Annotated in this window: 15 protein-coding genes; 14 read left to right on the top strand and 1 reads right to left on the bottom strand. The window is 49.1% G+C overall.

What is annotated here, in order from left to right:
* Window positions 1–33: 33 nt before the first annotated feature.
* The 10 genes from LKE53_05460 to LKE53_05415 all read left to right on the top strand — a co-directional run bounded on the left by LKE53_05460 (window position 34) and on the right by LKE53_05415 (window position 8,054).
* Complete coding sequence (locus LKE53_05460) at window positions 34–537, top strand: YqeG family HAD IIIA-type phosphatase (GenBank protein MCH3972202.1); 504 nt, start codon at window positions 34–36, stop codon at window positions 535–537.
* Between the two features lie 7 nt (window positions 538–544).
* On the top strand, window positions 545–985 hold the full coding sequence (aroQ, locus tag LKE53_05455) for a type II 3-dehydroquinate dehydratase (protein ID MCH3972201.1): 441 nt from the start codon (window positions 545–547) through the stop codon (window positions 983–985).
* Between the two features lie 104 nt (window positions 986–1,089).
* Entirely contained in the window at window positions 1,090–1,647 is a 558-nt protein-coding gene (efp, locus tag LKE53_05450) for an elongation factor P (protein ID MCH3972200.1), read from the top strand.
* 70 nt (window positions 1,648–1,717) lie between these two features.
* Window positions 1,718–2,167 carry a hypothetical protein gene (locus tag LKE53_05445; protein ID MCH3972199.1) on the top strand — a complete coding sequence of 150 codons (450 nt, stop codon included), beginning with the start codon at window positions 1,718–1,720 and terminating at the stop codon, window positions 2,165–2,167.
* 176 nt (window positions 2,168–2,343) lie between these two features.
* The gene (locus LKE53_05440) at window positions 2,344–3,066 is read left to right on the top strand and encodes a Crp/Fnr family transcriptional regulator (GenBank protein MCH3972198.1); all 723 of its coding nucleotides are present in this window, start codon (window positions 2,344–2,346) and stop codon (window positions 3,064–3,066) included.
* A gap of 24 nt (window positions 3,067–3,090) precedes the next feature.
* Entirely contained in the window at window positions 3,091–4,128 is a 1,038-nt protein-coding gene (locus LKE53_05435; protein ID MCH3972197.1) for an ABC transporter substrate-binding protein, read from the top strand.
* Window positions 4,103–4,909: an ABC transporter permease subunit gene (locus tag LKE53_05430; protein ID MCH3972196.1), complete on the top strand. Its 807-nt coding sequence runs from the start codon at window positions 4,103–4,105 to the stop codon at window positions 4,907–4,909. Before LKE53_05435 ends, LKE53_05430 begins: the two co-directional genes overlap by 26 nt.
* Window positions 4,906–5,523 (top strand): ATP-binding cassette domain-containing protein, encoded by a 618-nt coding sequence (locus tag LKE53_05425; protein ID MCH3972195.1) that lies wholly within the window; start codon window positions 4,906–4,908, stop codon window positions 5,521–5,523. The genes LKE53_05430 and LKE53_05425 overlap by 4 nt, the downstream gene beginning before the upstream one ends.
* A 118-nt stretch (window positions 5,524–5,641) precedes the next feature.
* Window positions 5,642–7,576 (top strand): polysaccharide biosynthesis protein, encoded by a 1,935-nt coding sequence (locus LKE53_05420; GenBank protein ID MCH3972194.1) that lies wholly within the window; start codon window positions 5,642–5,644, stop codon window positions 7,574–7,576.
* Window positions 7,577–7,844: 268 nt separating this feature from the next.
* A complete protein-coding gene (locus tag LKE53_05415) occupies window positions 7,845–8,054 on the top strand; it encodes an alpha/beta-type small acid-soluble spore protein (protein ID MCH3972193.1) in 210 nt (69 codons plus the stop codon).
* Window positions 8,055–8,119: 65 nt separating this feature from the next.
* On the opposite strand, the gene LKE53_05410 is transcribed toward LKE53_05415, so the two are convergent.
* A complete protein-coding gene (locus LKE53_05410) occupies window positions 8,120–8,518 on the bottom strand; it encodes a BofC C-terminal domain-containing protein (protein MCH3972192.1) in 399 nt (132 codons plus the stop codon).
* Between the two features lie 134 nt (window positions 8,519–8,652).
* On the opposite strand from LKE53_05410, the gene LKE53_05405 reads away from it, so the two are divergent.
* The 4 genes from LKE53_05405 (at window position 8,653) to LKE53_05390 (ending at window position 14,702) form a co-directional block, all read left to right on the top strand.
* A complete protein-coding gene (locus tag LKE53_05405; protein ID MCH3972191.1) occupies window positions 8,653–11,007 on the top strand; it encodes a transglycosylase domain-containing protein in 2,355 nt (784 codons plus the stop codon).
* A gap of 254 nt (window positions 11,008–11,261) precedes the next feature.
* Window positions 11,262–12,506 (top strand): homoserine dehydrogenase, encoded by a 1,245-nt coding sequence (locus LKE53_05400; GenBank protein MCH3972190.1) that lies wholly within the window; start codon window positions 11,262–11,264, stop codon window positions 12,504–12,506.
* A gap of 55 nt (window positions 12,507–12,561) precedes the next feature.
* Window positions 12,562–13,458, top strand: a complete 897-nt coding sequence (gene thrB / locus LKE53_05395) for a homoserine kinase (protein MCH3972189.1) — start codon at window positions 12,562–12,564, stop codon at window positions 13,456–13,458.
* Window positions 13,459–13,490: 32 nt separating this feature from the next.
* Window positions 13,491–14,702 (top strand): aspartate kinase, encoded by a 1,212-nt coding sequence (locus LKE53_05390; GenBank protein ID MCH3972188.1) that lies wholly within the window; start codon window positions 13,491–13,493, stop codon window positions 14,700–14,702.
* The last annotated feature ends 44 nt before the right edge of the window (window positions 14,703–14,746 follow it).

Raw genomic sequence — 14,746 nt, 5'->3', positions numbered from 1 at the left:
TATCGTAAAGGAGTGACTGCTCTGGTGCTGAAAATGCCAACCTGCTCTGTTGACCGTGTCACGCAGATTACGCCGCAGCTGCTGCAGCTCCTTGGGGCGCGGGCAGTCATTCTGGATGTTGACAATACGCTTTCTCCGCCAGAAAGCCAGCGGCCTTTTCCCGGTACAGTCGATTGGGCTCAGCAGCTTACTCGTCTGGGCTTTCATCTTATCATTGTTTCCAACAACTTTCGCAGCCGTGTAGCGCCCTTTGCGGCGCAGTACGGCCTGCCATATATTTGTTTTGCAATGAAGCCTCTGCCGTTGGGCTATTTGCGCGCTCTGCACAAACTGCGGGTCGGTCGTGCACAGACGGTGGTAGTCGGTGACCAGATCTATACAGATATTATCGGTGCAAATGTTGTCGGCTTCAAGTCTATTTTGGTTACGCCACTCGTAAAAGAAGAGAGTGCTTCTTTTTTGCGCCGGCGCCGCGGCGAGATCCCAATTCGCCGAAAACTAAAAGAAACCGGTCGTCATCTTTCACCAAAGGAGTGACCGCTCGTTGGCAAAGAAAAAGATTTTGCTTCTGCTTGGGCCAAACCTGGATATGGTTGGTGTGCGCGAGCAGGGAATTTACGGCACCGAAACAGCAGAGAGCATTAACCGCGAGCTGCAGCAGTTTGCCCAGTCTATCGGGTTTGAGCTGACAATCTATCAGTCGAACCACGAGGGAGACCTCATCGACCAGATTCACGCGGCACGTGGCTGTTATGACGGCTGCATTTTAAATGCCGGCGCGCTTACGCATTACAGTTATGCTTTGCGAGATGCGATTGCTTCTGTGCATGAAGTCCCATTTATAGAAACCCACATGAGCAATATTTATGCCCGTGAAGATTTCCGCCACATCAGTGTGCTTGCACCGGTGTGTGCCGGCCAGATTTCCGGTTTTGGCAAGACCAGCTATTATCTTGCCATGTATGCCCTAAAAGAGATGCTGTAGGGCCTGCTTTTTGCAAAACGTGCAAAACAACTTGAAATCTTGCCGAAAATACGATAAACTGAATAAAATAGCATTGTCATTTATTTTGAATTGGAGGATATACGATGATCTCTGCAGGTGATTTCAGAAATGGCGTGACCTTCGAAATGGATGGTCAGGTCGTTTCCATTATTGAGTTCCAGCATGTAAAACCGGGCAAGGGTGCCGCTTTTGTCCGCACAAAAATCCGCAACGTCATTACTGGCGCGGTAGTTGAGCGTACTTTTAACCCCAACGATAAGTACCCGGTTGCCTATATCGAGCGCAAAGATATGCAGTATCTTTACAACGATGGCGATCTTTACTACTTTATGGATAAGGAAACTTTCGAGCAGATTCCGATCGGCAAAGATATTTTGGGTGACAACTTTAAGTTTGTCAAAGAAAATATGGACTGCAAGATTCTTTCCTACAAAGACAATGTCTTTGGTGTAGAGCCTCCTACTTTCGTGGAACTGCAGATTACAAAGACCGACCCCGGCTTTAAAGGCGACACCGCAACCAACGCCACAAAGCCTGCTACTCTGGAAACCGGCGCAGAGATCAAGGTTCCGCTGTTTATCAATGAGGGCGAAATGATCCGCATTGATACGCGCACCGGTGAATATATGGAGCGTGCGTAAGCCATACTGCTGTCAGGCAGCTTTGCCTGCAGACACATATAAAAAGTGGTCACAATAAAGGAGGTTTATCATGACAGTCACCGAAAAAGTTGCGTATATCCGTGGTTTGGCCGAGGGCTTGGAACTGGATGAGAACAAAAAGGAAGTCAAGGTTATCAAAGCGATTATTGACCTGCTGGAGGATCTCTCAGAGTCTGTAACTGATACCGAAGATGTCGTTACGGATGTTGAGGGCCAGCTGGACGAAGTTGACGAAGACTTGGGCAATTTAGAGCGCTTTGTCTATGGCGATGACGAGGAAGACGACGATGAGTGCTGCGATGAAGACGGCGATGAGGACGATTATTACGAAGTAACCTGCCCGAATTGCCACGAAACGATCTGCCTTTCGCAGGACATTGTTGAGGATGGCCAGATGGAATGCCCCAACTGCGGCGAAGTACTTGAATTCGACGTTGTCGACGATGACGAAGATGAACCGAGCGGCAGCGAAGATGCCGATACAGACGATCAGGAATAAAATAGCCAGTCTAGATAAAATGAGTACCGCCTATGGGCTTTTGCCTGCAGGCGGTATTTTTTTGATTCTCTTCAATTAAACTTATATTCCTACAAAACTTGACAATTACGGTTATAAACGGTATTATTATAAAAGAAATTTGTCCCATATAACACAAAACGGAAGGACTTTGTATCATGCTCCAGCTGGAAAAGAAAGACAGATTTTTTACAATGCTGCGCAGGGCACCGCTTTTTGAAAATATCCCTGAGCAGGAAGTATCTGCCGCGTTTCAGGACAACGGCTGCCGCTGCTGCTCTTTTACAGCGGGGGAGAAGCTGCCTCTGTGGCGCTGCGTAGGTCTGGTATGTTCTGGTGAACTGTGCGCCTATCAGCGCACCGCTTCCGGCGGAGAGATCTTGATGAATGATTTTCAGCGGAATGATGTCTTTGGCTTGGCAGGCACTTTTTTAAGAAGGGAAGAGCCGCTTTCCCTTATGCGGGCGAAGCGCGCCAGCATTGCTATGTTTTTAGCACTGCCGCTTTTGCGCGAGCTGTTTACAAAAGATGAAAGAATAGCGGAAAATTACATAGCCTATCTTTCTGGGCGGGTCGCTTTTCTTACGCAGCGGCTGCGGGTCGCTTCCGGCGGCACAGCGCAGCAGCGCCTGGTAGTGTGGCTTTTGGCACAGCAGGTAGGGGAGGACGGTGTCCTTTGCCTGCCGTGCAGCCTTTCCAGTCTTTCCGGCCTGCTGGGAATCAGCCGCGCTTCTCTGTACCGCGCGCTGGATGACTTGGAAAATGCCGATTTATTGGAACAGAACGGCCGCCGGATTCGCCTGCTCAATCGGGAAAAGATGGCTTCTTTTGTTGGATATATTGAAGAGCATGACGCACCAACAGGGAAAAGTACGTCGTGAGAATTTTTGAGGAGGAAGAAGAAAATGAATCAGATTAAGAATCGTTTTATAGCGCTGCTGCTGGCAGCTGTGCTGGCTGTGGGCGCTGCCGGGTGTGGCAGTTCTTCGGGCAGTTCAGCGGCGTCCTCTGCTGCATCTGCTTCAGCGGCCGCATCGTCGTCGGTACAAAAGACAACCATTAAAATTGATGCTCTGAAAGGCCCTACCGGTTTAGGTATGGTCAAGCTGATGCAGGACGCAGAGAACGCAAAATCGCAGAATGACTATCATTTTACGCTGGACACCGCACCAGATGCCGCTGTTGCAAAACTGACTTCCGGCGAAGCGGATATTGCAGCGATGCCGACCAATATGGCGGCACTTCTGTACAAAAAGACTTCCGGAAATGTGCAAATGCTTGCGGTCAACACCCTGGGGATTCTTTCCATTGTTACAAACGGTGAGACGGTTTCCTCAATAAAGGATTTAAAAGGAAAAACCGTTTATTCTTCCGGACAGGGCGGCGTGCCAGAGTACGCATTTGATTACATTCTTCAGCAGAATGGTCTTACACCCGGAAAAGATGTAAAAGTAGAGTATCTTTCCGAGCATGCGGAAGTAGTCAGCCGCCTGCTTTCCGGTAAAGCTAAGATCGCTGTGCTGCCAGAACCTTTTGTGACACAGACGCTCACCAAATGCAAAACAGCAAAGGCTGCTTTAAACCTGACAAAAGAATGGGACAAGGTCGTTAAAGATGGCAGTGTGCTTTCCATGGGTTGCCTTGCCGTACGCAAAGACTTTGCGCAGCAGCACAAAGAGGCATTGCACACTTTCTTGAAGGAATATCAGTCAAGTACCACTTACACCAACCAGAATCCAGCGGCTGCCGGCAAGCTGGCACAGAAATATCTGGGTATGCCTGCTGCCATCGCCGAAAAAGCAATTCCAAACTGCAGCATTACCTACTTGGATGGTACAGAAATGAAAACAAAAATTCAGCCGTTTTTCAAAGTGCTTTATCAGTACAACCCGAAATCAGTGGGAGGAAAATTGCCGGATGATGGGCTTTACTACCAGCCGTAAAAAACAAAAATCAAAGGGAACACGCCGCGCCGGATTTTTGCGCGGCGTGTTTTCGGCGGCGGTGTGGCTGCTGGTGTGGCAGATTGCTGCCGATGCTGTGCATCAAGAGATTCTGTTGGTTTCGCCGGGTACAGTCCTCTGCCGTTTGATACAGCTGGCATGTACAGCAGCATTTTGGCAGACAATTGCCGGCAGCATGTTGCGCATTCTGCTGGGCTTTTTACTGGCAATGGTCTGCGGCACGCTGCTTGCCGCGTTGACAAGCCGCAGCAAGCTTTGCTATGCTTTGTTTTATCCGATTGTCAGTATCATGAAAGCTACGCCGGTCGCTTCATTTATCCTTTTGGCACTGGTCTGGCTCTCTTCTACACGTATTTCTTCATTTACGGCTTTTCTGATTGTGCTGCCGTCTTTTTGGCAGAATGTCACCAACGGCATCGATGCAACAGACAAAAGTCTGCTGGAAATGGCGCAGGTTTACCGCTTTGGCAGGCTGCGTACGGTTGCAAAAATTTATCTTCCATCGATTGTTCCGTATTTTTCTGCGGCCTGCCGCACTGGTTTCGGCATGGCGTGGAAAGCAGGCGTGGCAGCCGAGGTGCTCGCAAATACGCACAATTCTATCGGCGGCAATCTTTACGATGCAAAAGTCTACTTTGAAACAGCGGACCTGTTTGTATGGACTGCTTCGGTTGTTTTGCTCAGTATGCTGCTGGAAAAAGGCATTTCCTCTCTGATTGAGATACTGCTTAGGCGTCTGCACACACGGGGGTATTTATGAGTACAGAATTGCGGCAGGTGTCTTTTACCTATGAAAACGGCACACAGGTTTTGCAGAATTTCAGCCTTTGTCTGCCTGCTTGTGGTACAGTCTGCCTTTTAGGACCCTCTGGCTGCGGCAAGACCACGCTGCTGCGCCTTCTTGCAGGTCTGGAAGTCCCGCAGAGCGGTACGGTTTCCGCGCCGCGGCAGACTGCTGTAGTCTTTCAGGAGGACCGCCTGCTGCCGTGGATGACTGCCCGCCGCAATGTTGCGGCGGTTTTACATGGCTGCCGAAAGGAAAACCTGCGCCAGGCAGGGGAGTGGCTGCAAAAATTGAATCTTGCCGGCAGTGAAGATGCGCTGCCCAGCGAACTTTCCGGCGGTATGCGGCAGCGTGTGGCGCTTGCGCGCGCGATGGCTTTTGGCCCGGAACTGCTGCTCTTGGACGAGCCGTTTCATGCGCTGGACCCCGAAAACCGCAGGACCTGCATGCGGCTTCTGCACCAGCAGGGCCAGCAGAAGCTTACACTGCTGGTGACGCACAATTTGGAAGAAGCCAAACAGTTTGCGGACAGCATGATTTTTCTGCAGGGGCCTCCGCTTAAAATTATTTCAAAGAAGAATTTTCGCTGACAAAACCGCTTTTGGGGGAGAAACCCTGAAAAGCGGTTTTTTGTGTTTCATTTAATAAATAATTGTGGTATAATACGTTAGATTGCAATTATATTGCCTGCATTGGAGAATGAAATATATGAAACAAGCAAACCGGATTTTCCGGAATATATCTATGAAGAGCCTGATTCCGCAGCTGATTGCAGATGGCCTGACTGTTTACTTGGGCTATTGGCTCGCTTTTGTTTTACGTTTTGATTCTATCGTGTTTGATTATTACAACTGGGAAACATTTACTTTTTGGATTCCGTGGCTGATTCTCATTCACATAGCCTGCTTCTTTGTCGCACGCTTTTACAACACCCGCTGGGAATACTGCAGTATTGATGAAATATTCCAGATTTTCCTCGGCACCACTGCGGCGGCGGCCATCTGCTTCTTGCTGGTTTGGTTTGCAAGCCCGCTGTTTGACGTGCGCAAATTCTGGCGTGGCATCTATGTGTTTGCCTATGTGTTGATTTTTGGTTTTGTTTGTCTTACCCGCATCAGTGTGCGGTTTGGTTACCGGCTGCGCCGCTCACACCGCGCAAACCAAATGTCTGACGAATTCCGCCGTGTTATGATTGTTGGCGCCGGCGAAATGGGTTCCATGCTCATTAAGGATATGAAGAGTGCACCGGAGAGCAAGGGGACACCGATTATTGCAATCGACGACAACCCCAAAAAGCGCGGCACACGTATCAATGGCATTAAAATTGTAGGCGGCCGCCATTCCATTCCGCGTATGGCTGCCCGCTATAATATCGATGAAATTCTGCTTGCCATGTCTTCCGTTTCACGACAGGATAAGCAGGAAATTATGAAAATCTGCTCCTCCACCGGCTGCAAGCTGAAAACTGTTCCGGCGCTTTACGAAATGATCGAAGATACGCCTGCCAGTATGCAGGTGCACGATGTCGATATTACTGATCTGCTCGGCCGTGATGAAATCCGCCTGAATACAGAGGAAATCAGCGGCTACCTGACTGGAAAGACCATCTTGGTGACAGGCGGCGGCGGTTCTATCGGCAGCGAACTTTGCCGGCAAATTGCGCACTTTCACCCGGCGAAAATCGTTGTATTCGATATTTATGAAAATAATGCTTACGACCTGCAGAATGAATTAAAAATTAAGTATGGCGATAAGCTGGACCTTGAGGTTATTATTGGTTCTGTCCGCGACAAAGCGCGTGTCGAGCACGTCATGCGCGTATATCAGCCGGACGTTGTTTTTCATGCGGCTGCGCATAAGCACGTGCCGCTTATGGAGCTGAGTCCCGGCGAGGCAGTTAAGAACAACGTCTTTGGTACGTTAAATGTTGCACAGGCCTGCGATAAGTATTCTGTCAAGCGCATGGTGCTGATTTCTACAGATAAGGCGGTAAATCCCACCAATATCATGGGCGCAACAAAGCGTATCTGTGAGCTGATTATTCAGTACATGAGCCGGCACAGCAATCACACTGAGTATGCGGCGGTGCGTTTTGGCAATGTATTAGGCAGCAACGGCAGTGTTATTCCACTGTTTAAGCGCGAAATCGCCGCGGGCGGGCCGGTTACAGTTACGCATCCGGATATTATCCGCTATTTCATGACGATTCCAGAGGCGGCGCGTCTGGTTATTCAGGCGGGCGGCATGGCGCATGGCGGCGAAATCTTTGTGCTGGATATGGGCCAGCCTGTTAAAATTGTCGATTTGGCGCGCAATTTGATTCGTCTTTCCGGGTATGAGCCGGATGTGGATATTAAAATTGTGTACACAGGCCTGCGCCCCGGCGAAAAGCTTTACGAAGAGCTTTTGCTGGATGCTGAGGGCACGTGCAAAAAGACAGAGCATAACCTGATTTACATTGGTACGCCGATTCGTTTTAATGAAAACAGCTTCCTTTCCGATTTGGAAGAGCTGCGCTCTGTTGCGGGTGTCGACAATGGTCAGATGATCAATGTTGTGCACCGCTTGGTTCCCACCTATTCCGGCCATGCAGATAAGACCGACCTGCTGGCGGTAGAGGATAGTAAAAAAGCAGAAGCATAAAAAACAGAGCAGCGGTAAAAAATACCGACTGCTCTGCTTTTTTGAGGGAGGCTGTCCTTGGCGGTCTGCATTGCCTGCTGTGCAGAACACGAGCTGCAAAATTATAATTTCAGCTGCCGCGAAAGATGCAAAATAGCATTCTTTTATATAGAAAACAGTCAAAAATTCACGCTTTCGGCTGAAATTGACAGCTATAAACAGCGCTCTTAATCATACACTAGTGAATGCAAACGCAAAAAGCTTTCACTAGAAAAAGGAGTGTATTGAAATGGCTAACAGTTCTTCTCAGAGCAGCAACAACTTGGTCGTTCCCGAGGCACGCGCAGCATTGGACAAGTTTAAAATGGAGGCGGCCTCTGAGGTTGGCGTCAACCTGAAAGAGGGCTATAACGGCGACCTTACCAGCCGCGAAGCTGGCAGCATTGGCGGCCAGATGGTCAAAAAAATGATCAAGTCTTACGAAGAAAACATGAAATAAAACTTGATCCTTTTGGGGCGCTGCGCCGTGCGGTGCAGCGCCCCTTTTACATAAAACTAGTGCCGTTAGCTTACGTAGTCCTCAATTACTGACTGCAGCTCCTGCGTGCTCTGTACGGAAATGCCGCTTCGCAGCAGTTCCTGGTCGGCCGGTGGCAGAGACGCTGTTTCTACTTCCAGCACGCGGAACGGCTTTGTTTCGCCAACCCGGAAAATCCCGATTTTTCCATTATAGGTTTTTACCAGGTAGAGCGCCTGCTTTTGCACACCGGAGGCAGCAGACCCCAAAGAGGCCTGCCCTGCAGTGCTGCCTTGACTTGAGAGTGGATTTGAGCTAGAATAAACAGACGTGCTTGAGGGTGTCTTTTCTGTTTCTCTGCCGACAACTGCAACAGAAAGGGATACCACCAGTACAGCAGCCAGGGCAACTGCACACATCAGCAAGGCTGTGTTTAGCTTTTTCACAGCTATCACCTCTGCTGTATTTTGTGCATTTTTTGGTAATTTATACATTTTTCTTTTCGGGGTTCTCCCGGCAAAGAATGCCGCGGGTACGCAAAGCGGATTTTGCGCTCTTTGCAGCAATGGAGGAAAGCAGTATGAAAAAGACGGAAAGGGATACCAGTTTTATCGACGGGCAGATGCAAGACCGCTCTGCCTCGGCGACCGGTGCCTCGGTTTTCCGAATCATTGGCAAAGTGCTGCTTACAATTTTGGCAATTTTGTTGATTACTATGCTGATTGTAGGCATCTCTCTTGTTTCTTTTATTTTTAGTATGAAAGATGAAGAAGTAAAGGTAGACTTAACTACTTATAAGCAGACTTATACTAGTTACCTCTATGTCAATGGCACCAATGACAACAAAGACCAGCCTGTGCAGAAGCTCTCTCTGCACAGTGGCGAGCAGCGCACGTGGGTAGATTACAACAAGATTCCCAAGTACATGAAAGATGCTATGGTCGCCATTGAGGACAAGCGCTTTTGGGAGCATAAGGGTGTCGACTGGAAGCGCACGGGCGGCGCTATGCTCAATCTGGTGGGCGGCACAGAGAATTACGGCGGTTCTACCATTACGCAGCAGCTGATTAAAAACCTGACACAGGAAAATGAAGTCAGCCTGACTCGTAAAGTCAAGGAAATCTTCCGTGCGATCAACCTTGAAAAGAAATACAGCAAAGAGCAGATTTTAGAGGCGTACCTAAATTGTGTGCCGTTTGGTTCTGGTACGCAGGGTGTGCAGGCGGCTGCAAATTTGTATTTCGGTAAAAACATTGAAAATTGTGATTTGGCGCAGTGCGCGGCAATCGCCGGCATTACGCAGAATCCAGCCAAATACACGCCGCTGGTGCATAAAGACAACAACCGCGCCCGCCAGCAGACGGTGCTGACCGCCATGCACGACCAGAAAATGATTACGGATGCCCAGTACAACCAGGCTATGCAGGAAAGTAAGAATATGACCTTTGTCGGTAAAACGGCAACGGATACAAGCCAGGTATGGGATTGGTATACAGAGGCGGTTATCCGTGATGTGCAGAGTGCACTGATGAAAAAGTACAGCTGCTCGGCAAGTACCGCCAGCAATATGATTTACAGTTCTGGTTTAAAGATCTATTCTGCAGAGGACCAGGATTTTCAAAAAACCGCACAGAATTATATTCTGAAAAGCGGTGTACTCAGCGACGACCAGCAGGTGCAGACAGGCTTCTGTGCGGTCGGCTATGACGGCAGAGTGCTTGCAACCGTGGGCAGCCGCAGTGAAAAGACAGGAAATCTGCTCAACTCTTACGCTACGATGCTGAAGTTCCAGTCAGGTTCTTCTGTCAAGCCGATTTCCACTTATGCGCCGGCTTTGGATAAGGGCCAGATTACGTATTCTTCACTGGTAAAAGATGAAAAAGTGCCGAATTACTTCTCCAACGGAACTGCCGGACCAAACAACTACAGTTCCGACACCCAGTCATCGGTGCTACACGGAAATGTCACTGTGAAAGAAGCATTGGAGCATTCCTACAACTGTGCGGCCGTACAGGTCTGCAAAGCTTATGGAACTTTGCAGAGTTATAATTTTATGGTCGGCAAATTAGGCTTTTCCAACTGCTTGACACAGGAAGACAGCCAGCTTTTGGGCAACATGGCCCTTGGCGGCCAGACACAGGGTGTTACTGTGCTGAATATGGCTGCTGCCTATGAGATCTTCGGTAATGGCGGAAAATATTATCAGCCTTATACTTTTTACAAAGTTTTGGACCATAATGGAAATACCATTATTGACAATACAACGGAGACACCGACACAGGCAATTAGTTCTGTTTCTGCGTCTATTATGAACCGCCTGCTGCGTGCCGTTGTCACAGAGGGAACCGGTACAGCTGCTGATATTGACGGCTGGGATATTGTCGGCAAGACCGGCACTACAGATAAAGACGTAAACAGCTGGTTTGTCGGTTGCTCGCCCTATGCCACCGGCGCCGTATGGACAGGTTATGGCAAGACAAAGACCTTGTCCGATACACATTATTCCAAGGCGATTTGGCGTGGCATTTTCAAAGCATACCTTGCCACCAAGACCAATAAAGACTATGCATTTGACCAGGATATGGTTGAAAAATCCTATTGTCCGCAGTCTGGTCTTTTGGCAAGCAGCAACTGTCCGGATACACAAACGGGCTATTATGATAAAAATAATTTGCCGCAGATCTGCAATGCAGACCATGCGTATGCTGCCGACAGCGGAACAGGCACGGATTCTGGTACGGGCACAGATTCGCAATCGGCAGGGGGCGATACGACCACTTCCTCTTCCGGTCAGGGAAATGCCGGTGACGGCTCGGCTTCTTCCGGTAATTCCACACAGTCTCAGACAAGTGCGGCTTCTCAGACGCCTGCTAATTCACAGTCTGCCTCTTCAGCCCCGCAGGGAAATACCACGGGCTCTAAAAAAATCGCATAATTTTGGCTTTTGGCAGAGCGGCAGTAAAGTGTTTTTGCATTTTGCTGCCACTCTGCTTTCATGCATTCCCGCCGCTTGGGCAGGAAAAACGCGTAAAAGAATAAGAAACGGTTGAAAGATGCAAAAAAACATGTTAAACTGATAAAGCGTCCATGTAAATATCTTGGCTGATGTCTTACAGCCGGATTTATAATAGATTCGCTTTGTAAAGAAAAGTTTGTCCCAAAAATGCAGTTGGTGGGGGAGTGCTGAATATGGTCGAAATTGCAGTCATGGGTTACGGTGTCGTGGGGACTGGCGTGGTACAGGTCCTTACCCAGCATGCTAAAGGGCTTACTATGCATGCACATGAGCAGATCCATGTAAAATATATTCTTGTACGCCACGATTACCCGGAACCGCCCATGATGGGCACTTTTACACAGTCTTTTGACCAGATTCTCAATGACCCTGAAATTCGTATTGTCGTTGAAGTGATGGGCGGGCTGGACCCCGCATATTCCTATGTTCGCCGCTGTCTGCAGGCAGGCAAAAGCGTAGTCACTTCCAATAAAGAACTGGTCGCTGCCAAAGGCGCTGACCTGCTGCAGGTGGCAAAAGACCACAATGTCAACTTTCTGTTTGAGGCAAGCGTCGGCGGCGGTATTCCCATTATCCGGCCGATGAGCCAGTGCTTGGCAGCTAATGTTGTGGTGGGCATTGCCGGTATTCTTAATGGCACGACAAATTACATTCTTACAAAAATGTTTCAGGAAGGCGTTCCCTTTAAAGACGCGTTGGCAGATGCCCAGCGCCTTGGCTATGCCGAGCGTGACCCTACCGCTGACATTGAGGGCGACGATGCCTGCCGCAAGATTTGCATTCTTGCATCTTTGGCATATGGCAAACATGTGTATCCACAGCAGGTGCATACCGAGGGCATTACCCATATTACTTTGGCAGATGTAAAGTATGCGCAGAACTGGGGCGGCGTGGTCAAGCTGATTGGTGAGGCAAGACATACTGACAATGGAAAAGTCGACCTCATTGTCTGTCCGATGTTTATCCAGCACGACAGTCAGCTTGCCAATGTAGATGACGTATTTAATGGCATTATGGTGCGCGGCGATATTACCGGCGACATTGTGTTTTACGGAAAGGGCGCCGGCAAAATGCCAACTGCCAGCGCGGTTGTCGCCGATGTTATTGACTGCGTCAAGCACTTGAAAGCGCGTAAATATCTTTACTGGTCCGATGGTTCGCCGGACTATGTCGTGGATTACCGTGAGGCGTCCCGCAAGTTCTATATTCGCGCACGTGCCAAAGACCCGGATGCCGCTTTTGAAGAAGTGGAAGCCCTGTTCCCGGGTGCGGCCCGCCTGTACCGCACAGATGCCCCCGAAGATGAATTTGCTTTTGTCACGGAGCAGCTGCAGGAAAAGAAATGTGACGAATGCCTGCTGCAAATGAAAGAAAAAGGAATTTCTGTCGATAGCCGCATTCGCATAGGCGATATGTAATAAAATTATTAAAACAATTATTTAACTTGTAAATACCTCTCAGGAGAAGTTGACTATGATACGTATTCAGGTGCCGGCAACCAGTGCAAACCTTGGTTCCGGTTTTGATTCTTTGGGCATTGCGCTCAATCTGTACAATCAGGTCTGGATGGAGGAATCCGACAGCATCGATATTTCCTGTAAAGATGATGTTGAGGTGCCGCTGGATGAACATAACCTGATTTATTGGGCCGCCAGTCGCCTGTATGAGCAGTGCGGCAAAAAGCTGCCGGGCTTAAAAATTGTGCAGCTCAACAACATCCCGATGGCCCGCGGCTTGGGCAGCAGCTCAGCCTGCATCGTAGCGGGTATTTTGGGTGCAAACCGTCTGCTGGGTCGCCCGCTCAGCCGCACCGATTTGGTGTCGCTTGCAACGAAAATCGAGGGTCACCCCGACAATGTTGCTCCCGCTATCGAGGGCGGGCTGGTTGCTTCAGCAATCGAAGGGGAAAAGGTTTACAGTGTCAGTGTGCCTGTTTCGGAAAAAATTCGTTTTGTCGTTTTTATTCCGCCGTTTGAATTGAAAACGGAAAAGGCGCGCTCTGTTTTGCCGGAAAGCTATTCTCGCGCGGATGCGGTCTACAATCTTTCCCGCTCTGCTTTGATGACGGCATCGCTTTTTTCAGGCAATCTCGAAAATCTGCGGGTCGCTGTGCAGGACCGGATTCATCAGCCCTACCGTTGCGGCCTGATCGCCAATTATAATGACATCTGCCGCATGAGCTACGAGCTTGGCACGCTGGGTACCTGTGTCAGCGGCGCGGGTCCCACGATTCTTTCCATGGTAAAAACGGAAGAGGCAGAGTCTTTCGCCAAGTCCGCCCGGACGCGGCTTGCCGAAAAAGAGCTGGATGGCTGGCAGGTAAAACTGTTGACCACAGAGCCGAATGGTGCGCAGATTTTTATTGAGTAAGTTCCGACAAAAGAGATGGAGGGTGGAACGGTATGAGTCTCATTGTACAGAAATTTGGCGGCAGCTCCGTGGCAAATGCGCAGCGTGTCCGCCATGTGGCAGAAATTATCACCAATACCTATAAGGCTGGCAATCAGGTGGTTGCGGTTGTTTCTGCACAGGGGGATACCACGGACGACCTGCTTGCAAAAGCGGATGAAATCAATCCGCATGCGAGCAAGCGCGAAAAAGATATGCTTTTGACCGCCGGTGAGCAGATTAGTGCATCACTTTTGGCTATGGCGATTGAAAAACTCGGCTTTCCGGTCATTTCGCTCTTAGGCTGGCAGGCGGGATTCTTTACCAGTACTGCATATGGCAGTGCCCGTATTCATCGGATTAAGCCGCAGCGCATTCATAATGAACTTGATAAAAAACATATTGTCATTGTTGCGGGTTTTCAGGGCATTAACCGCTATGACGATATGACAACCTTGGGCCGCGGCGGCAGCGACACCAGTGCAGTGGCCCTTGCGGCGGCCTTGCATGCAGACCTGTGCCAGATTTTCACAGATGTCGAGGGCGTTTTTACAGCTGACCCGCGCAAGGTAAAAAATGCGAAGAAGCTGGCATTTATTTCGTATGATGAAATGCTTGAATTGGCAACTTTGGGTGCACAGGTGCTGAACAATCGCTCTGTAGAGCTTGCAAAAAAGTATGGAATTGAGTTGGAGGTGCTTTCCAGTATGACAAACGAACCGGGAACCATTGTAAGAGAAACCAGCCATGTAGAGAAAATGTTGATCAGCGGCGTTGCAAAGGATGACGACATTGCGCGCATCTCCATTATTGGCGTGCCAGACCGCCCGGGCCTTGCTTTTAAAATCTTTACAAAGCTGGCCGCAAAAAATATTAACGTTGATATTATTCTGCAGTCAGTCGGCCGCAATGGCACAAAAGATATCAGCTTTACCATTCCGAAAAACAGCCTGCAGGAAGCAACAGACCTGCTCAACCCGTATGTCGATATGATCGGCGCTTCTGCTGTTACTCATGATGACCATGTGGCAAAGGTCAGTATTGTTGGTGCTGGTATGGAGTCGCACCCGGGTGTTGCTTCTGATATGTTTGAGGCACTGTTTGAGTCTGATATCAATATTCAAATGATTTCCACCAGCGAAATTAAGATTTCTGTGCTCATTAATGCAGACGACGCAGACCGCGCTGTTTCTGTAATTCACAAAAAGTTTTTTGGCGAAGATTAAAATTAAAATTTCTGTATATAAATCCGGCGGGACATGTTCCCACC

This window comes from Oscillospiraceae bacterium (assembly GCA_022483045.1).
Taxonomy (GTDB): domain Bacteria; phylum Bacillota; class Clostridia; order Oscillospirales; family Acutalibacteraceae; genus Caproicibacterium.
This window is presented reverse-complemented; position numbering and strand designations above follow the sequence as displayed.

Bases quoted from the DNA above. Each gene is read 5' to 3' on its own strand.
- LKE53_05460 (MCH3972202.1), top strand. From the start codon at position 34: ATGCCAACCTGCTCTGTTGACCGTGTCACGCAGATTACGCCGCAGCTG.
- efp (MCH3972200.1), top strand. From the start codon at position 1,090: ATGATCTCTGCAGGTGATTTCAGAAATGGCGTGACCTTCGAAATGGAT.
- LKE53_05445 (MCH3972199.1), top strand. From the start codon at position 1,718: ATGACAGTCACCGAAAAAGTTGCGTATATCCGTGGTTTGGCCGAGGGC.
- LKE53_05440 (MCH3972198.1), top strand. From the start codon at position 2,344: ATGCTCCAGCTGGAAAAGAAAGACAGATTTTTTACAATGCTGCGCAGG.
- LKE53_05435 (MCH3972197.1), top strand. From the start codon at position 3,091: ATGAATCAGATTAAGAATCGTTTTATAGCGCTGCTGCTGGCAGCTGTG.
- LKE53_05430 (MCH3972196.1), top strand. From the start codon at position 4,103: ATGATGGGCTTTACTACCAGCCGTAAAAAACAAAAATCAAAGGGAACA.
- LKE53_05425 (MCH3972195.1), top strand. From the start codon at position 4,906: ATGAGTACAGAATTGCGGCAGGTGTCTTTTACCTATGAAAACGGCACA.
- LKE53_05420 (MCH3972194.1), top strand. From the start codon at position 5,642: ATGAAACAAGCAAACCGGATTTTCCGGAATATATCTATGAAGAGCCTG.
- LKE53_05415 (MCH3972193.1), top strand. From the start codon at position 7,845: ATGGCTAACAGTTCTTCTCAGAGCAGCAACAACTTGGTCGTTCCCGAG.
- LKE53_05405 (MCH3972191.1), top strand. From the start codon at position 8,653: ATGAAAAAGACGGAAAGGGATACCAGTTTTATCGACGGGCAGATGCAA.
- LKE53_05400 (MCH3972190.1), top strand. From the start codon at position 11,262: ATGGTCGAAATTGCAGTCATGGGTTACGGTGTCGTGGGGACTGGCGTG.
- thrB (MCH3972189.1), top strand. From the start codon at position 12,562: ATGATACGTATTCAGGTGCCGGCAACCAGTGCAAACCTTGGTTCCGGT.
- LKE53_05390 (MCH3972188.1), top strand. From the start codon at position 13,491: ATGAGTCTCATTGTACAGAAATTTGGCGGCAGCTCCGTGGCAAATGCG.